The sequence below is a fragment of the Stenotrophomonas mori genome (assembly GCF_023556335.1).
GTDB classification, from domain to species: domain Bacteria; phylum Pseudomonadota; class Gammaproteobacteria; order Xanthomonadales; family Xanthomonadaceae; genus Stenotrophomonas; species Stenotrophomonas mori.
In genome coordinates, this window is the sequence record NZ_JAIKTS010000001.1 from 564,371 (window position 1) to 581,853 (window position 17,483).

At 71.7% G+C, this 17,483-nt stretch carries 14 protein-coding genes and 1 tRNA gene; 12 read left to right on the forward strand and 3 right to left on the reverse strand.

What is annotated here, in order from left to right:
• Positions 1–13: 13 nt before the first annotated feature.
• Together K5L01_RS02445 and K5L01_RS02450 are read left to right on the forward strand one after the other, a co-directional pair.
• Positions 14–784 carry an OmpA family protein gene (locus K5L01_RS02445; RefSeq protein ID WP_250061625.1) on the forward strand — a complete coding sequence of 257 codons (771 nt, stop codon included), beginning with the start codon at positions 14–16 and terminating at the stop codon, positions 782–784.
• 105 nt (positions 785–889) lie between these two features.
• Positions 890–1,483, forward strand: coding sequence for a DUF998 domain-containing protein (locus K5L01_RS02450; protein WP_250061627.1), 594 nt, complete (start codon positions 890–892; stop codon positions 1,481–1,483).
• Positions 1,484–1,529: 46 nt separating this feature from the next.
• Here K5L01_RS02450 and K5L01_RS02455 read toward each other — a convergent pair whose 3' ends face one another.
• Positions 1,530–2,819 (reverse strand): metal-dependent hydrolase family protein, encoded by a 1,290-nt coding sequence (locus K5L01_RS02455; RefSeq protein WP_250061629.1) that lies wholly within the window; start codon positions 2,817–2,819, stop codon positions 1,530–1,532.
• A 219-nt stretch (positions 2,820–3,038) separates the two neighbouring features.
• Between K5L01_RS02455 and leuS the strand changes: the two genes are divergently transcribed.
• The 7 genes from leuS (at position 3,039) to K5L01_RS02490 (ending at position 9,448) form a co-directional block, all read left to right on the forward strand.
• Complete coding sequence (leuS, locus tag K5L01_RS02460) at positions 3,039–5,681, forward strand: leucine--tRNA ligase (protein WP_250061631.1); 2,643 nt, start codon at positions 3,039–3,041, stop codon at positions 5,679–5,681.
• Between the two features lie 308 nt (positions 5,682–5,989).
• The gene (locus tag K5L01_RS02465) at positions 5,990–6,535 is read left to right on the forward strand and encodes an LPS-assembly lipoprotein LptE (RefSeq protein WP_250061633.1); all 546 of its coding nucleotides are present in this window, start codon (positions 5,990–5,992) and stop codon (positions 6,533–6,535) included.
• Positions 6,536–6,577: 42 nt separating this feature from the next.
• Complete coding sequence (gene holA / locus K5L01_RS02470) at positions 6,578–7,621, forward strand: DNA polymerase III subunit delta (RefSeq protein WP_250061635.1); 1,044 nt, start codon at positions 6,578–6,580, stop codon at positions 7,619–7,621.
• 44 nt (positions 7,622–7,665) lie between these two features.
• On the forward strand, positions 7,666–8,328 hold the full coding sequence (gene nadD / locus K5L01_RS02475; RefSeq protein WP_250061637.1) for a nicotinate-nucleotide adenylyltransferase: 663 nt from the start codon (positions 7,666–7,668) through the stop codon (positions 8,326–8,328).
• A 58-nt stretch (positions 8,329–8,386) separates the two neighbouring features.
• Complete coding sequence (rsfS, locus tag K5L01_RS02480) at positions 8,387–8,803, forward strand: ribosome silencing factor (RefSeq protein WP_250061639.1); 417 nt, start codon at positions 8,387–8,389, stop codon at positions 8,801–8,803.
• 73 nt (positions 8,804–8,876) lie between these two features.
• On the forward strand, positions 8,877–9,347 hold the full coding sequence (rlmH, locus tag K5L01_RS02485; protein ID WP_250061641.1) for a 23S rRNA (pseudouridine(1915)-N(3))-methyltransferase RlmH: 471 nt from the start codon (positions 8,877–8,879) through the stop codon (positions 9,345–9,347).
• Between the two features lie 24 nt (positions 9,348–9,371).
• Positions 9,372–9,448: transfer RNA gene (locus K5L01_RS02490), tRNA-Asn, on the forward strand.
• Positions 9,449–9,541: 93 nt separating this feature from the next.
• Here K5L01_RS02490 and K5L01_RS02495 read toward each other — a convergent pair.
• On the reverse strand, positions 9,542–10,207 hold the full coding sequence (locus K5L01_RS02495; protein ID WP_250061643.1) for an energy transducer TonB: 666 nt from the start codon (positions 10,205–10,207) through the stop codon (positions 9,542–9,544).
• 320 nt (positions 10,208–10,527) lie between these two features.
• A complete protein-coding gene (locus K5L01_RS02500) occupies positions 10,528–11,259 on the reverse strand; it encodes an SIMPL domain-containing protein (RefSeq protein WP_250061646.1) in 732 nt (243 codons plus the stop codon).
• A 207-nt stretch (positions 11,260–11,466) separates the two neighbouring features.
• On the opposite strand from K5L01_RS02500, the gene K5L01_RS02505 reads away from it, so the two are divergent.
• From K5L01_RS02505 to K5L01_RS02515, 3 genes are all read left to right on the forward strand, one after another.
• Entirely contained in the window at positions 11,467–12,042 is a 576-nt protein-coding gene (locus tag K5L01_RS02505; RefSeq protein ID WP_250061648.1) for a Maf family nucleotide pyrophosphatase, read from the forward strand.
• Between the two features lie 4 nt (positions 12,043–12,046).
• A complete protein-coding gene (gene rng / locus K5L01_RS02510; RefSeq protein ID WP_250061650.1) occupies positions 12,047–13,537 on the forward strand; it encodes a ribonuclease G in 1,491 nt (496 codons plus the stop codon).
• Positions 13,538–13,633: 96 nt separating this feature from the next.
• On the forward strand, positions 13,634–17,479 hold the full coding sequence (locus tag K5L01_RS02515; RefSeq protein ID WP_250061652.1) for a YhdP family protein: 3,846 nt from the start codon (positions 13,634–13,636) through the stop codon (positions 17,477–17,479).
• The last annotated feature ends 4 nt before the right edge of the window (positions 17,480–17,483 follow it).

The window sequence follows — 17,483 nt, forward strand, 5'->3', positions numbered from 1 at the left end:
AACGGGGGCTGGAATGAACATCAAATGGGTGATGGTGGCGGTGGCGGCGTTGCTCGCCGGCTGTGGCGGCGCGCAGGTGCGGGGCGACTTCCCCGATCCTGCCCGCGCGCACCCGGCAGGCGGCACCTACGTGAACCTGGACGACCTGCGCCAGTACGCGCCGGGCATGAACAAGCAGCAGCTGTACGCCCTGCTGGGAACGCCGCACTTCAGTGAGGGCATGTGGGGCGTGCGCGAGTGGAACTACCTGTTCAACTTCCGCAGGTCGGTGGGCGCCGAGCCGATCCAGTGCCAGTTCCAGGTCCATTTCGACGCCAAGGGCGTGGCGATCGGGCAGGCCTGGTCGCCCGCCACCTGCGCCACCCTGCTGCAGCCGGCCGCGGTGGCGGCCGCGCCGCCGGCGCCGGCGGCAACGCCGGAGCCGCTGCGGATCGCGGCCGATGCGCTGTTCGCGTTCGACCGCGCGGAGTTGTCCGACAGTGGCCGCGCGCGGCTGGACGACGTGGTCGCGCGGCTGGGGGCACGGGCCGGGCAGGTCGACCTCACGGTGGTCGGCTACAGCGACCGCATCGGCGCCGATGGCTACAACCTGGCGCTGTCCCGCCGGCGCGCCGAAGCGGTGCGCGGCTACCTGGTGGCGCGTGGCGTTCCCGCCGCCTCGGTGCAGGCCGAGGGCCGCGGCAACAGCCAGCCACTGGTCGAATGCGGCGCCGCGCCGCGTGCGGAACTGGTGCGCTGCCTGGCGCCGAACCGGCGCGTGGAGATCAGCGGCATCGGCAACTGACACGGACGGTTCCAGCGGCGGGGGTGCAGCGAAGCCGCGCAGTCTTCACAATCGCCGCTGGTGTGGCGCCGGGTGCGCCGGGTGAAGCGGATGGGGAGCGGAATGATGTGGAAGCAGATGGTGCGCCTGGCCGGGCCGGCGGCGGTGCTGTCATGGCTGGTGGCGCTGGCGACCTTCGGCGCCCGGCTGCCCGATTACGACCAGATGCGCCACCCGGTGTCGCTGCTCGGCGCCGCCGGGGTTCCCGGTGCGGATGCCTTCAACCTTTTCGGCTTCCTGCTGCCGGGCGCGCTGGCGGTGCTGGCGTGCGTCGGACTGCTGCTGCGCATGCCGGCCGGGACGCCGCGGGCATTGCGGGTGGCCGCCCAGATGCTGCTGCTGTCCGGGCTGGCCTTCGCCGCGATGGGAGTGTTCCCGCTGGATGCCGGCGATATCGGCAACCGTGCCAGCCAGGTGCATGCCAGCCTCTGGCTGTTCTGGCTGGTGGCGTTCTGCACCGGCGCCGGTGCGTTGTGGCTGGGCGCGCGCGGGCAGCGTGGATGGCGGCCGCTGGCGAGGCTGGGGCTGGCCTGTGCGCTGTGGATGCTGTGCAGCGCCTTCCTGTTCAACCATGTCATGCCGGCGGCGATGGCGCAGCGGCTGGCCTTCCTGGCCTGGGCGCTGTGGCTGGCACTGGCGGCGCGGCTGCTCCCGGACTGAGCCGGATGCCGGCCGCGAGAGCTGCGCGCGGCCGCGGGGCGTCCGCTCAGGGCTGCTTGTGGATCACCCCGTCCTTCATCACGAAGCGCACGTCCATCACCGCGCCGATGTCCTCCAGCGGGTCGCCGGCCAGGGCGATCACGTCGGCGCGCTTGCCGGGCTCCAGGACGCCCTGGTCGTCCACGCCCAGCACCTCGGCGGCGTGCACGGTGGCGGCCTGCAGCGCATAGGCCGCGGGGATGCCGGCTTCGACCATGTAGATGAACTCGCGCGCATTGTCGCCGTGCGGGCCGACGCCCTGGTCGGTGCCGAACGCGATCCGCACGCCGTTGCGGTAGGCCTTGGCCGCGGTTTCGCTGATCAGGGCGCCGATGCGCGCGGCCTTGGGGCGTACCACCTCCGGGAAGTACCCGTCGATGGCGGCCTTGTCGGCGACGAAGCGTCCCGCGTAGAAGGTGGGGATGTACCAGGTGCCGCGCTGCTTCATCAGCCGCATCACCTCGTCGTCCATGTAGGTGCCGTGCTCGATGCTGGTGACGCCGCCCAGCACCGCGCGCTTCATGCCTTCGGTGCCGTGGGCGTGGGCGGCCACGCGGAAGCCGTAGTCGTGCGCGGTCTCGACGATGGCCTTGACCTCGTCCACGGTGAACTGCGGCGCGTCGCCGGAACGGGCATAGCTGAGCACGCCGCCGGTCGCGGTGATCTTGATGACGTCGCTGCCTTCCTTGTAGCGCTGGCGCACCGCCTGGCGTGCATCGTCGACGGAATTCACCACGCCCTGGGTGGGGCCGGGCGGGCCGATCAGGTGCGAGAGCTGGTCGTTCCAGCCGTTGGTGGGATCGGCATGGCCGCCGGTGGTGGCGATGCTCCGGCCGGCGGCGAAGATCCGCGGCCCTTTCACCAGCCCCTGGGCGACCGCGTCGCGCAGGTGCGGGCTGACCGTGCCGCCCAGGTCGCGGACACTGGTGAAGCCGGCCATCAACGTCTTCTCGGCGTATCCGACCGCGCGGAAGGCGTAGTCCACCGGATCCAGGCGGAAGCCCTCGGAATAGCTCTGCGCACTGGACTGGCTGCCCAGGTGCACGTGCAGGTCGGTCCAGCCGGGCAGGCAGACCTTGTCGCGCAGGTCGACGGCCTGCCAGCCGAGCACGTCGGCATTGCCGCCGCTGACCACCTGCTGGATGCGGCCATCGACCACCAGCAGCGTGTGCGGGCCGCGCATCTGCCCGCTGCGGGCATCGAACAGCCGCCCGCAGTGGACGGCGACGGGATCGGCCCAGGCGGGCGCGCAGGCCAGCAGCAGGGCCGCGGCAAGACAGGAACGGTGGAAGGACATGGAGGTTTTCCCGACAAGACTGAACAGGCAGCATAGCCGCGGCGCGCGGGGACGCCGTGGCCCTCGCCGGCGACGTGCCCGGGCAGGCGGGAGCTGCTGCGCAAGTGGTTGATATTGAAGGGAGGTGCTTTTTTACGGGGGTGGGGGCAGTGCCTGGATTGGAGCGCTCTGGTGCACTGCGGTACGCTGTTCCGCTTTGCCGCCGCCCAACGTTTTCACATGTCCAGCGCCGAAACACCCCTCTACGATCCACAGCAGGTCGAAACCGCGGCCCAGAAGTACTGGGAGACCACCCGCGCCTTCGAGGTGAACGAGGCTTCGGAAAAGCCGAAGTACTACTGCCTGTCGATGCTGCCGTACCCGTCCGGCGCGCTGCACATGGGGCACGTGCGCAACTACACCATCGGCGACGTCATCAGCCGCTACAAGCGCATGACCGGCCACAACGTGCTGCAGCCGATGGGCTGGGACGCGTTCGGCCTGCCGGCGGAGAACGCCGCGATCAAGAACCGGACCGCGCCGGCCAAGTGGACCTACGCCAACATCGACCACATGCGTGGCCAGTTCAAGGCGATGGGCTATGCGATCGACTGGTCGCGCGAGTTCGCGACCTGCACGCCGGACTACTATGTCCACGAGCAGCGCATGTTCACCCGGCTGATGCGCAAGGGCCTGGCCTACCGCCGCAATTCGGTGGTGAACTGGGACCCGGTGGACAACACCGTGCTGGCCAACGAGCAGGTCATCGACGGCCGCGGCTGGCGGTCGGGCGCCCTGGTGGAGAAGCGCGAGATCCCGCAGTGGTTCCTGCGCATCACCGACTACGCCCAGGAGCTGCTGGACGGCCTGGACGACCTGCCGGGCTGGCCGGATTCGGTCAAGACCATGCAGCGCAACTGGATCGGCCGCTCCGAAGGCCTGGAAATCCAGTTCGACGTGCGCGACCTGGATGGCGCGCCGCTGGACCCGCTGCGCGTGTTCACCACCCGCCCCGACACGGTGATGGGCGTGAGCTTCGTCTCCATCGCGGGCGAACACCCGCTGGCCATGCATGCGGCCCGGAACAACCCGCAGCTGGCCGCCCTGCTGGCCGAGCTGAAGCAGGGCGGCGTCTCCGAGGCGGAACTGGAAACCCAGGAAAAGCGCGGCATGGACACCGGCCTGAGGGCCATCCATCCGGTCAGCGGCGAGCAGGTGCCGATCTGGGTCGCCAACTTCGTGCTGATGGGCTATGGCACCGGCGCGGTGATGGCGGTGCCGGGGCACGATCAGCGCGACTTCGAGTTCGCCAGCAAGTACGGCCTGCCGAAGAAGCAGGTCATCGCGCTCAAGCACCCGAAGAACGACGACGAGCGCGGCTACGATCCGGACCGCTGGCAGGACTGGTACGGCGACAAGACCCGTGAGACCGAACTGGTCAACTCGGCCGAGTTCGACGGACTGGACTTCCAGGGCGCCTTCGAGGCGCTGGCCGAGCGCTTCGAGCGCAAGGCGCAGGGCCAGCGCCGGGTCAACTACCGGCTGCGCGACTGGGGCGTCAGCCGCCAGCGCTACTGGGGCTGTCCGATCCCGGTGATCTACTGCGGCAAGTGTGGCGCGGTGCCGGTGCCGGAAGAGCAGTTGCCGGTCCTGCTGCCGGAGGATGTGACGCTCACCGGTACCGGCTCGCCGATCAAGGCCGACCCGGAGTGGCGCAAGTGCACGTGCCCGGAATGCGGTGCCGACGCCGAGCGCGAGACCGACACCTTCGACACCTTCATGGAGTCCAGCTGGTACTACGCCCGCTACACCTCGCCCGGCGCGCGCGAAGCGGTGGACAAGCGCGGCAACTATTGGCTGCCGGTGGACCAGTACATCGGCGGCATCGAGCACGCGATCCTGCACCTGATGTACTTCCGCTTCTTCCACAAGCTGCTGCGCGACGCGCGCATGGTGGACAGCAACGAACCGGCGCAGAACCTGCTGTGCCAGGGCATGGTGATCGCCGAGACCTTCTACCGCCAGAACAGTGACGGCTCCAAGGACTGGTTCAACCCGGCCGACGTGGACGTGGTGCGCGACGAGCGCGGCCGCATCAGTGGCGCCACCCTGCGCGAGGATGGGCGGCCGGTGGTGATCGGCGGCACCGAGAAGATGTCCAAGTCCAAGAACAACGGCGTCGATCCGCAGACGATGGTGGCCAAGTACGGCGCCGACACCGTGCGCCTGTTCTCGATGTTCGCGGCGCCGCCGGAGCAGTCGCTGGAGTGGAACGAGGCCGGCGTCGACGGCATGGCGCGCTTCCTGCGCCGGTTGTGGGCGATGGTGCAGAAGCATGCGGCCGAAGGCCCCGCGCCGGCGCTGGAGCCCGGCGCGCTGTCTGCGGCGCAGAAGGCCATGCGCCGCAAGACCCATGAGACCATCGGCAAGGTCGGCGACGACTACGGCCGCCGGCATGCGTTCAACACCGCCATCGCCGCGGTGATGGAACTGCTGAACGTGCTCGGCAAGTTCGAGGGGAGTGACGGACAGGCCCGCGCGGTGCGCCAGGAGGCGCTGCAGGCCGCGGTGCTGCTGCTCAACCCGATCACGCCGCATGCCTGCCACGGGATGTGGCAGGTGCTGGGGCATCCGGAGACGCTGCTGGAAGACCAGCCGTTCCCGCAGGTCGACCCGGCCGCCCTGGTGAAGGATGCGGTGACGCTTGCGGTGCAGGTCAACGGCAAGCTGCGCGGCACCGTGGAGGTGGCGGCCGACGCGCCGCGCGAACTGATCGAGAGCGTGGCGCGCGAGGAGTCCAACACCGCCAAGTTCCTCGAAGGGCTGACGGTCCGCAAGATCATCATCGTCCCCGGCAAGATCGTGAACATCGTGGCGGGGTGATCCGCCTGCGGCGCGTCCGGTGGGCCATCCTCCGGGCGCGCGGCGGTGGGGCCGTCATCCGCTGCGGCCCGCGCTCCATCGTGCCGCCCGCGCAGGGAGCCCGACGTCGCGGGCGCGGGCATGCCTGCCGATGCTTTCCAGGACGACGGGAGGCCGCGCTGATCCGGCGCCGCACCGCCTGCGGATGCAGGCGGGCCGTTCCTGGGCCGCGGATCGGCGCGGCGGTTTCATTCCCGCTCACGCCCGATGGGCGATGATGCGGGCCGTTTTCTGTTGCCGCTCCCGGCCGGCTCCGCCAGACTGTGCCCATGACCCGACACCTGATCGCTCTCCTCCTCGCCATGGGCCTTGCCGGCTGCGGCTTCCACCTGCGCAATACCCTGACGCTGCCGGACGACGTCCCCAGCGTGAAGGTCGAGTCCACGGTGCGCTACAGCGAGCTGGTCAAGCTGCTGGAGCGTGGCCTGCGTTCTTCCGGCGCTTCGGTCGTGGGCGAAGGCCAGCCGAGGGACAGCGCCGCGGGCCTGAAGATCCGTTCCGAGCGCTGGGGTGATCTGCCGATCGCCATCGACGCCCAGGGCCGCACGCAGGAATACAGCATGCGCTACGCGGTGATCTTCGCCTTCCACCGGCCGGACGGCAGCGTGCTGGTGCCGGAGCAGGTGATCGAACTCTCGCGCGACTACGTGTCGCAGCCCAGGGACGCCACCGGCACCACCACCGAGCGCGAGATCCTGGCCGCCGAGCTGCGTCGGGAAATGTCCGCCTCGATCCTGCGACGCATCGACAGCGTGGTCCGGGCGCAGCTGGACAAGGAGCGCGCGCCGCTGCCGGCGGTGCCGCAGGGGGATTGAGGCATGCCGGTGAAGCCCGCCGCGACGGACGGACGCTGAGCGATGGAACTGCGTCCCGAGCAGCTTGCCGGCCAGGGCGCGGCGCAGCCGTTGGCACCGGTCTACCTGATTGCCGGGCCCGAGCTGCTGCGGGTCCTGGAGGCCGCCGACGCGGTGCGTGCGCAGGCGCGCGCGGAGGGCGTGAGCGAACGCGAAGTGTTCGACGCCGACGGCCGCGACTTCGACTGGGGCAGGCTGGCCGCGAGTTTCCATGCGCCCAGCCTGTTCAGCGCGCGGCGCCTGATCGAGCTGCGCCTGCCCAGCGGCAAGCCGGGCAAGGAAGGCGCGGCCGTGATCAGCGATTTCTGTGCGGCGCCTCCGCCGGACGTGGTGTTGTTGATCACCGCCGGCGAGTGGAGCCGCGCCCACCAGGGCAAATGGGCCGAGGCGGTGTCGCGCGCCGGGGTGCTGTCGGTGGCGTGGGCGATCAAGCCGCATGAACTGGGCGAGTGGATCGGGCGCCGGCTGCGCGCGCGCGGGCTGAAGGCCGAACCGGCCGCCGTGCAACGGCTCGGCGAACGCGTGGAAGGCAATTTGCTGGCCGCCGCGCAGGAAATCGACAAGCTCGCCCTGCTTGCCGATGGCCAGCCGCTGGACGTGGCCAGGATGGAGGCGCTGGTCGCCGACGCCGCCCGCTACGACGTGTTCCGGCTGCTCGAAGCGGCCTTCTCCGGGCAGGCGCAGGCGGTGATCCGCATGCTGGCCGGCCTGCGCGGCGAAGGCGAGGCGGTGGCCGCGCTGACGCCGATGCTGATCCGCGAACTGCTGTCGACCGCGGCGCTGGCACAGGTGCAGGCCCGCGGCGGCAACCTGGCCGGCGAGATGAAGGCGCGCGGCATCTGGGAGGCGCGGCAGGCGCCGTTCCGGCGCGCGCTGCAGCGGCATCCCGCGGCACGCCGCTGGGAGCGCTTCGTGGCCGAGGCCGGGCAGGTCGACCGCATGGCCAAGGGCCGTGCCGAAGGCGACCCCTGGCTGGCGCTGGAGCGCCTGCTGCTGGCCGTGGCCGATGCGCAGGCGGTACGGCTGCTGGCCCGCGGGACGCGTTGAGCGTGGCGGCCGCGGCGGCAGGACCGCTGCCCGGGACGCCCGGGTTGAGGCTGATCTACGGCGGCACCTTCGATCCGGTGCACGACGGCCACCTGGCCATCGCCCGCTGCGCGCGCGATGCACTGCAGGTGCCGGTATGGCTGATGCCGGCGGCGGACCCGCCGCACCGCCCGCCGCCCGGCGCCGACGCAGCGCAGCGCACCCGCATGCTGGAGCTGGCCCTGGAGGGCGAGCCGGGGCTGGCGATCGACCGTCGCGAGCTGCGCCGCGCCGCCGTCCACCCCGGCGTGCCGTCGTGGACGGTGGAGACCCTGCGCGAGCTGCGCGGCGAGTGCGGCGGGGAGGCGCCGCTGGCCTTGCTGATGGGCGCCGACAGCCTGCGCGGGCTGACCGGTTGGCATGCCTGGGAGCAGGTGCTGGCGCTGGCCCACATCGTGGTCGCCGAGCGGCCGGGCAGTGGGCTGGACACGGCGATGCCGGCGGTGCTGGCGGACGCACTGCGCACCGCCTGGAGCGACAGCTCCGCGGCGCTGCTGGCGCAGCCGGCCGGGCGCGTGTGGCGCCTGCGGCAGCCGCTGCACGAGGGCTCGGCGACGGCCGTGCGCCAGTCGATCGCATCCGGCGGTCCCTGGCGCGGGCTGCTGCCGGCCGCGGTGGCCGACTACATCCAGGCCCACGGCCTGTATGGTGCCGGCCGTGAAGCGTGAATGCCGGCGGGCGCCGGGTTCTCTATAATCCATCCCTCATTCATCGAGTTGCAGCGTTTTGACCAGCGAAGCCCAAGTCATCAAGACCCAGTTGCCCAACCCCCCGCCGTCGGTTCCCGCGCTGCTGGCCTCCGTCCATGCCGCCCTGGAGGAGCTCAAGGCCCGGGATGCCGTGGAGATCGACGTCCGCGGCAAGTCCAGCGTCGCCGACTACCTGGTCATCGCCTCCGGTACCTCGACGCGCCACGTCAAGTCCATCGGCGATGAAGTGGTGCGGTTCGCCAAGAACCTGGGGGTGATGCCGCTGGGCGTGGAAGGCGAGCGCGAAGCCGAATGGGTGCTGGTGGACCTGGGCGATGTGATCGTCCACGTCATGCTGCCGCGGGTGCGCGAGTTCTATGCGCTCGAGCGGCTGTGGACGGTCGGCGACCAGCCGCCCGCCGCCACCGACGACGAGGCGCAGGAGGCCGGCTGATCCGGCCCCGGGAATCGCCGCGACGGCGCCGCAGGGCGCCGTCTTCGTTTCGACGCCGTGCCGGGAGCCGTGCATGAAAGCCAGGTTGATCGCCACCGGAGAACGCGCCCCGTCCTGGGTGGCGCAGGGATTCGCCGAGTACCAGAAGCGCCTGTCGCACTGGCTTCCGCTGGAGCTGGTGGAGATCGAGCCGGGCCTGCGCGGCAAGGGGCGTGACCCGAAGCGGGCCATCGAGGACGAGGGCAGGCGCGTGCTGGCGGCCCTGCCCAAGCATCCCCATGTGGTGGCCCTGGACGTGCCCGGCCGGCCGCTCAGTTCCGAACAGCTGGCGCAGCGCCTGGAGCACTGGCGCGCGCAGGGCCGCGACCTGGCGTTCCTGATCGGCGGCCCGGAAGGGCATTCCCCCGAGGTGTCGGCCAGTGCGGACGAGACATGGTCGATCGGGCCATTGACCCTGCCGCACATGCTGGTGCGGCTGGTGGTGGCCGAACAGCTGTACCGTGCGGCGGCGATGCTGGCCAACCACCCCTACCATCGCGCATGACAAGCGTATAGAATGCGCGTCCCCGCCCGAATAGCTCAGCCGGTTAGAGCACTTGACTGTTAATCAGGGGGTCGTTGGTTCGAGTCCAACTTCGGGCGCCAGAATACAGCAGTCGATGACAGGGCCCCGCGGCAACGCGGGGCCCTGTCTTTTTGCGCCTCCCGGACCTGCGTCGCGGAAGGGCGCGGGCGGCATCAGTCGAGCGTGAAGTCGATCGGCACCAGGCCGAGTGCCTGGACCGGCTGGCCATTCTCGGTGGCCGGTTGGAATTTCCAGCGGCGCAGTACCTGGAGGCGCGCGGCGGTATCCAGGCTGCGGTGGCCGCTGCTGCGCTCGATGCTCACCTCCAGGGGGGAACCGTCCACGCCCACCCGTACCCGCAGCACCACCGTGCCCTGCGCATGGGCGTGCAGGGCGTCGCGGGGATAGGCCGGCGCCGGTGCCTGCAGGTAGCGCAGGTGCGCACCGGCCCGCGGCGCGGGCGGCGCGATCGGGTCGCCGGGCGCGTAGGTGTCGGTGGACGCGGCGGAGTCGGCAGGCTGTGGAATGACCGCTTCGGTGGCGAAGACCGGCAACGGGGTGGTATCCACAGGCAGCGGCAGGGCATGGGGCTGCGGCGGTGGGGGCTGCCGGGTCACCGGAAGCGGGGCCGGCGGTGGCGGCACCGGGGCAACCGGCAGGGGTTCAGGCACCTGCCAGCGTGGCACCGGGCTGTGTGCCTCGCTGCGCAGGGGTACCTGCGACAGCGGCACCAGCAGCAGTGCCGCCGCGAGGGCGTGCAGCGCGAGCGCGGTGCTGTAGGCGAGGATGCGCGAGGAATCGAAGCGGATCGGGGAACTACCGGACTGCGTGCGGACCATGGGCCACCTCCATGCGGGGATGTGTGCAGGAGAACAACGCTCGGCGACGCGGGACGGGGTGATGCGCTCGACCCGCGTGGGAACAGTGCGCCTGCAAACCGGGCTTCCCGCAAGCGGTGGTCCGCAGGCCGGTCAGGTGGCGGACAGGAAGGGCGGGGCATGCACCGCGAATGGCCGCCCGCGACCAGGGTTGATGGCCCGGCGGTTGCAGGCGCCGGGCGATGCGCGGGTGGGAAAGGTGCCCCGGGCAGCACCGTGGCGTGCCGGCCGGGGGAAGCGGCGCCCGTGGGGACGGGCGCCGCCTGCGGCGGTGCCGGTACTCAGCGGCCCAGTTCGAAGACCACGTCCAGGTCCACCGAGAGCGCGGTTTCGCCCGGCGATACCGCGGTATCCATTTCAGCCTTGACCATCGGGGCCATCGCCATCCTCGGCATCGGGCGGAAGCCGCCGCCACCGCCCTCGGAGATGCTGACGATGCGGCGTACGCGCAGGCCCAGCGACTTGGCGTAGGTCTCGGCGCGGGCCTGGGCGTTCTTCAGCGCTGCCAGCCGGGCTTCGTCGTAGACCGGTTCGGGCTGGTCGATCTCGAAGTTGGGGCCGTGGATCTGGTTGGCGCCCTGGGCGGCCAGGCTGTCGAGCACCGTGCCGAGCTTGGTGATGTCGCGCACCTTCAGGCTGACCGTGTTGGTCGCCTGGTAGCCGGTGATCTTCGGGGCTTCGTTGTCGGCGTAGCGGTACTGCGGGTTGAGGTTGATGCCGCTGGTCTGGATGTCGCGCTCGGCGATGCCGGCGGCCTTGATCGCGGCCATCACCTTGTCCATCTGCACGGCGTTCGCGCGCATGGCCGAGTTGCCGTCGACGGCCTGGGTGACGACCCCGGCCGAGAGCGTGGCCACGTCCGGTACGCGGCGTGCTTCGGCCTGTGCGGAGATATTGAGCAGGGTGGCGTCGCTGGCCACGGTGGCGGGTGCGTTCTGGGCGTGGGCGGTCATCGGGATCGTCGAGGCGATGGACAGGGCGAGCAGCAGCGGGGCGAGAGCGGAATGACGCATGGGGATCCTCCTTGGATGGATGCGAGGGTGGTGCGGAGGCGATGAACGCGTGGTGAGAGGGAGCGGGGTCGCGCCCAGGCGCCTGCGGTCGCCGGCCGTTCAGGCAGCGGTGCCGGCGGGTCGTCGCGCGGCGCCGGTCCGTGACCGGCACAGTATGCGGGCCGGCGCATGGGGGCGACAGCCACGGGCGCGGGTTATGCTTCGCCGATGCTCTATCTCGCTTCCCGTTCTCCGCGCCGCAACGAACTGCTTGCGCGCCTCTCATTGCCTTTCCGTGCGCTGGACCTGGAGGTTCCGGAAATCCGGGCCGCCGGCGAGACGCCCGACGCCTATGTGCGCCGGGTCGCGCTGGACAAGGCGCGTGCCGGCCTGGCGCGGGTCGCCGGGGAGCCGCAGGCCGTGGTGCTCGGGGCCGATACCGAGGTGGTGCTGGGCGACCGGGTCTACGGCAAGCCGTCCGACGCCGCCGACGCGGCGGCCATGCTGCGCTCGCTGGCCGGGCGCAGCCACCGCGTGCTCACCGCGGTGGCGCTGGCGGCGGCCGGGCGCGAGGCGCAGGTGATGGTGGAGTCGGCCGTGACGTTCGCGGCCCTGTCCGAGGACGAGATCGCCGGCTACGTGGCCGGTGGCGAACCGATGGGCAAGGCCGGTGGCTATGCGATCCAGGGCGCCGCCGAGCGCTGGATCAGCCACCTGGCGGGCAGCTACTCGGGCGTGATGGGGCTGCCGCTGCAGCAGACCGCGGCGTTGCTGCGGGAGTTCGGCCTGACCGGAAAGGATTGAATCGATGTCCGAAGAAATACTGGTGAACGTGACCCCGCGCGAGACCCGCGTGGCGGTGATCGAGAACGGCATGCTGCAGGAGCTGCACATCGAGCGCGGCTGGCGCCGCGGCGTGGTCGGCAACATCTACAAGGGCAAGGTGCAGCGGGTGATGCCGGGCATGCAGGCCGCCTTCGTCGAGGTCGGGCTGGAACGCGCCGCGTTCCTGCATGCCAACGACGTGGTGCGGCCGGCGCCGGTGGCCGCCGACACCGAGGAGACCGCACCCAGCCTGCCGCTGCCGGCGGCGGTGCCGATCGTCGAGCTGCTCAGCGACGGCCAGGACGTCGTGGTGCAGGTGGTCAAGGACCCGATCGGCAGCAAGGGCGCGCGGCTGACCACCCAGATCAGCATCCCGTCGCGCTACCTGGTGCTGCTGCCGCAGTCGAAGATGGTGGGCGTGTCCGCGCGCATCGAGGACGAGACCGAGCGGGCCCGGCTCAAGGCGCTGGTGACGGAGATCTCCGCCCAGCACGGCGGCTATGGCTACATCGTGCGCACCAATGCCGAGGGCCAGCCGGCCGAGGCGCTGGCCGAGGACATCTCCTACCTGTCGCGGGTGTGGAACGTGGTCGAGCGCCGCGGCGGCGAGGCGCCGCCGCGCAGCATCATCTACGAGGACCTGAGCCTGCCGCTGCGCTCGGTGCGCGACCTGATCCGCAAGGACGTGGAAAAGGTGAAGGTGGATTCGAAGGAGACCTTCGCCCAGCTGCAGGCGTTCGTGGCCAAGTACATGCCGGTGCTGGGCGAGAAGCTGGAGCTGTATACCGGCGACCGTCCGATCTTCGACCTGTACGGGGTCGAGGACGAGATCGGCCGCGCGCTGGTCAAGCAGGTGCCGCTCAAGTCCGGTGGCTACCTGGTGATCGACCAGACCGAGGCGATGACCACCATCGACGTCAACACCGGCTCCTTCCTGGGCCAGCGCAACCTGGAAGAAACCGTGTTCCGCACCAACCTGGAGGCGGCGCAGGCGGTGGCCCGGCAGCTGCGGCTGCGCAACCTCGGCGGCATCATCATCATCGACTTCATCGACATGGTCGATGCGGAGCACCGCCGCCAGGTGCTGCGCACGCTGGAGAAGTCGCTGGCCCGCGACCATGCCAAGACCACGGTCTACGACTTCTCGCCGCTGGGGCTGGTGGAAATGACCCGCAAGCGCACGGTGGAGAGCCTGGAGCGGCAGCTGTCCGAGCCGTGTCCGGAGTGCAGCGGGCGCGGCAGCATCAAGACCACAGAGACCGTGACCTACGAGATCTTCCGCGAGATCACCCGCGCCGTGCGCCAGTTCGATGCCGCCCGGCTGCTGGTGATCGCCTCGACCAAGGTGGTGGCGCGCATCACCGAGGAAGAATCGGCGGCGGTGGCCGAGCTGGAGGAGTTCCTGGGCAAGAGCATCCGTTTCCAGGCCGACGACCAGTACCTGCAGGAACAGTTCGACGTCGTGCTGCTGTAGCGCCGCCGGCAGGGCCGTTGCGGTGCGATTCCGGCAGCGGCAGGCATCCTTGGCCTCCCTGCCGCGCCCCCGTGCCCCCAACTGTCCGGTTTCCCGATGCCCGTGCTGTCGCGCTACCGCTTGCGTCACCTGCGCCGCCTCGCGTTCTACGCGCTGGCGGCGGTGCTCGTGGCCGTGGCCGTGCTGGTGGGCAGCATCAGCCAGCTGCTGCCGTTGGCGGAGCGGCATCCCGGGAAGGTGGCGGCCTGGCTGAGCGAGCGTGCCGGCCAGCCGGTGGCGTTCGACCGGCTGGAGACCCGCTGGACCCGGCGCGGCCCGCTGCTGCGCCTGGAGGGGCTGCGCATCGGCCAGGGCGAAGGGGTGCGCATCGGCCAGGCCGAGGTGCTGCTGTCGCTGTACGCCGGTTTGCTGCCGGGAGCGCCGATGAGCGAACTGCGCCTGCGCGGGCTGGCGCTGACCCTGCAGCGGGCCGACGATGGCCGCTGGTCGGTGCGGGGGCTGCCCAGCACCGGCAGCGCCGGCGATCCGCTGGATGCGCTGCGGCGGCTGGGCGAGCTGCAGGTGATCGGCGGCCGCCTGCGGGTGGACGCGCCTTCGCTGGGGCTGGATGCGGAGCTGCCGCGGATCGACCTGCGCTTGCGGGTGGATGGCGGCCGCCTGCGCGCCGGGGTCCGCGGCTGGATCGATACCGGGGCGGCGCCGGTGACCGCGGTACTGGACTTCCAGCGGCGCCAGGGCGACGGCGTGGCCTGGATCGCGGCGGCGCCGGCGGACCTGTCGGCCTGGGCCACGCTGCTGCGCTTCGATGGCGTGACGCTGCACGAGGGCAGCGGCACGCTCAATGGCTGGGTGACGCTGCGCGACCATCGGGTCGCCGCGGTCGTTGCCGATGCCGAGTTGACCCAGGTCGCGCTGCAGGGAGCCCCGTTCGCGGCTGCCGGACGGCCGCCGGACACGCGCTTCGACAGCCTGCGGCTGCGCGCGCGCTGGCGCCAGGAAGGCGGCGACTGGCGGCTGGACGCCCCGCTGCTGCGGGTGGCATCGGGCCCTGACGCGCAGGTGCTCGACGGCCTGCACCTGCGGGGGGGCAGCCGCTTTGCCCTGCGTGGCCGGCGGATCGACGCGACGCCGCTGCTGCGGGTCGCCGCGCTCAGCGGGGCGGTCCCCGTGGCGCTGCGGCAGTGGCTGTATGCGGCGGCGCCGACGCTGCGGTTCACCGACGTGGACATCGCCGGCGAGACCGGCGGGGCGATGCGCGGCGCCGGCGAGCTGGAGGAGGCGGCGTTCGCCGCGGTCGGCGACAGCCCGGGACTGAGCGGCCTGAGCGGGCGGTTCGAAGGCGACGGCGAGGCGCTGGCCCTGCAGCTGCGCCCGCGGGACGGCCTGCGCTTCGACTGGCCGACCGGTTTCGGGGTGGTCCATGCGCTGCGGTTGGACGGCCAGGCGGTGGTGTGGCGCGAGGGCGCGGGCTGGCATGTCGCGACCCCGGCGATGCGCGTCCAGGGCCCGGACTATGCCGCCATCGTCCGTGGCGGGATGTGGTTCCAGGGCGATGGCACGCGTCCGTGGATCAGCCTGGCCGCGGAGCTGGACGATGTGCCGATGACCGCGGCCAAGGGATTCTGGGTGCGCTCGCACATGAGCCAGGCCGCGGTGGGCTGGCTGGATGCGGCGCTGGTCGACGGCCATGTGCGCGGCGGGGTCGGGCTGGCCGTGGGCGATCTGGACGACTGGCCGTTCGACGGCCATGACGGCCGTTTCGAGGCGCGCGGGCGCATCGACGGCGGCACGGTCCACTTCTCCGACGACTGGCCGGACATGCTCGGCGTCGAGGCCGACATCGCCTTCATCGCCAACGGTTTCCAGATGCAGGGCAAGGGCGAGCTGGGCGGGGTCGGTGTCGACAGCTTCCGTGCCGGCATCGCCGACTACGGGGCATCGCAGCTGAAGGTCGAGGCGCGCACGGTGGAGGACAGCAGCCGCCTGCTGGCGCTGCTGCGGCGCAGCCCCCTGCAGGCCGAGCATGGCGATACGCTCGACGCGCTCAGCGCCAGCGGGCCGGCGGCGGTGGACTTCGGCCTGGCGCTGCCGCTGCACGAGGGAGGCGAGGGACGCGTCCAGGGAGCGGTGGAACTGCGTGGCGCGCGGTTGGCCGACCGCCGCTGGGACCTGCGTTTCGACAATGTGCGGGGCAGGGCCGACTACGGCAGCGACGGTTTCCATGCACCGGCACTGCAGGTCGACTACAAGACCCACGAGGGCGTCCTGTCGTTGGCCGCCGGCGCCCCGGTGGCCGATCCGCGGCACGCCTTCGAGGCGGCGCTGACGGCTTCGCTGGACGCGGACGATCTGCTGCAGCGGGCGCCCGAACTGCAGTGGCTGCAGCCCTATGTGCACGGCACCTCGCGCTGGAGCATCGGCGTGGCCCTGCCGGTGGTGCCGGAAGGCGGCCGCAGCGAGCCGCCGACCACCCTGAGCCTGCACTCGGACCTGCGCGGGACGCGCCTGCAGTTGCCGGCGCCGCTGGACAAGCCGGCGGCCGAGGCGCTGCCGACCCGGGTGACGGCCAGCCTGCCGCTGGGCAGCGGCGGCACCGAGGTGGCCTTCGGCCGGCGCCTGGCGCTGTCCGCACGCGCGATCGGCGCCGGTACCGGCGTGCAGGTGACCCTGGGCAGCGACAGGGTGAGCCGCGAGCCGAGCGCCACCGGGCTGGTGGTGGACGGGCACACGGGCACCCTGGATGCGCTGGAGTGGATCGGCCTGGCGCGCGGCCAGGGCGGCACGGACGAGGCGCCCGGCGAGGGCCTCGCACTGAGGCAGGTGAACGTGCTGGCCCGGGAACTGCTGCTGGCCGGCGGGCGGTTCGAACAGACGCGGCTGCGGCTGCGCCCGGACAACGGGGCGGTCGCGGTGCAGCTGGACGGCCCCGCGTTGGCGGGCGCGCTGCGGGTACCCGATGCCACCGGCGCCACGGTCAGCGGCACCCTGGCGCGGGTGCACTGGCAGATGGCCCCGGCGGTGCCCGGCGAGGCCGGCGACCGCCCGGCCGATCCGCTGGACCCGGCCCGGATTCCGCCGCTGTCGCTGGACATCGGCGAACTGGTGTTCGGCAAGGCCGCCCTGGGCCGGACCACGCTGCGTACCCGTCCGCTGGCCGATGGGCTGGAGGTCACCCAGCTGCAGCTCCGCTCGCCCAAGCAGGCCATCGACGTGAGCGGCCAGTGGCGCGGCAGCGGCGCCCAGGCCCGGACCCGGGTCGACGCCGAGGTGCGCAGCGACAACCTGGGGGGCCTGCTGGACAACCTGGGATATGGCGGCCAGCTGCGCGGTGGGCAGGGGCAGCTGCATTTCAGCGCCGGCTGGGCCGGGGCGCCGTCGGCGTTCGATCTGGCCGGCCTGGAAGGCAGCCTGGTGATGGACGCGCGCAACGGCCAGATCCTCGAGGTCGAGCCGGGGGCCGGGCGGGTGCTCGGGCTGCTCAGCGTCGCCCAGCTGCCGCGGCGGATGATGCTGGATTTCCGCGACTTCTTCTCCAAGGGACTGGCGTTCAACCATGCCCAGGGCCGGGTCGAATTCGGTGACGGCGTGGCCCGCACCTCCGGCATCGGCCTGCAGGGGCCGGCGGCGGACATCGCCATCCGCGGCCAGGCCGACCTGCGCGCGCACCGGTTCGACCAGACCATCGAGGTCAACCCGCGCTCGGGCAACCTGCTCACCGTGGTCGGCGCGGTGGCCGGCGGCCCGATGGGCGCGGCGGTGGGCGCGGCGGCCAACGCGGTGCTGGGCAAGCCGCTGGGCGAGATCGGTGCCCGCACCTACCGCGTCACCGGCCCCTGGTCGGATCCGCGCGTGGATGTGATCGACCGCGATGCCGCGCCACGCGTACCGGCTCCGCTCCCGGCCCCGGCCCCGGCCACCGCGGACGAGGCCGGCACCCCCTGATCCC

Excerpts from the sequence above, each read along its gene's own strand:
- K5L01_RS02445 (WP_250061625.1), top strand. The coding sequence starts at position 14 with ATGAACATCAAATGGGTGATGGTGGCGGTGGCGGCGTTGCTCGCCGGC.
- K5L01_RS02450 (WP_250061627.1), top strand. The coding sequence starts at position 890 with ATGTGGAAGCAGATGGTGCGCCTGGCCGGGCCGGCGGCGGTGCTGTCA.
- K5L01_RS02455 (WP_250061629.1), bottom strand. The coding sequence starts at position 2,819 with ATGTCCTTCCACCGTTCCTGTCTTGCCGCGGCCCTGCTGCTGGCCTGC.
- leuS (WP_250061631.1), top strand. The coding sequence starts at position 3,039 with ATGTCCAGCGCCGAAACACCCCTCTACGATCCACAGCAGGTCGAAACC.
- K5L01_RS02465 (WP_250061633.1), top strand. The coding sequence starts at position 5,990 with ATGACCCGACACCTGATCGCTCTCCTCCTCGCCATGGGCCTTGCCGGC.
- holA (WP_250061635.1), top strand. The coding sequence starts at position 6,578 with ATGGAACTGCGTCCCGAGCAGCTTGCCGGCCAGGGCGCGGCGCAGCCG.
- rlmH (WP_250061641.1), top strand. The coding sequence starts at position 8,877 with ATGAAAGCCAGGTTGATCGCCACCGGAGAACGCGCCCCGTCCTGGGTG.
- K5L01_RS02495 (WP_250061643.1), bottom strand. The coding sequence starts at position 10,207 with ATGGTCCGCACGCAGTCCGGTAGTTCCCCGATCCGCTTCGATTCCTCG.
- K5L01_RS02500 (WP_250061646.1), bottom strand. The coding sequence starts at position 11,259 with ATGCGTCATTCCGCTCTCGCCCCGCTGCTGCTCGCCCTGTCCATCGCC.
- K5L01_RS02505 (WP_250061648.1), top strand. The coding sequence starts at position 11,467 with ATGCTCTATCTCGCTTCCCGTTCTCCGCGCCGCAACGAACTGCTTGCG.
- rng (WP_250061650.1), top strand. The coding sequence starts at position 12,047 with ATGTCCGAAGAAATACTGGTGAACGTGACCCCGCGCGAGACCCGCGTG.
- K5L01_RS02515 (WP_250061652.1), top strand. The coding sequence starts at position 13,634 with ATGCCCGTGCTGTCGCGCTACCGCTTGCGTCACCTGCGCCGCCTCGCG.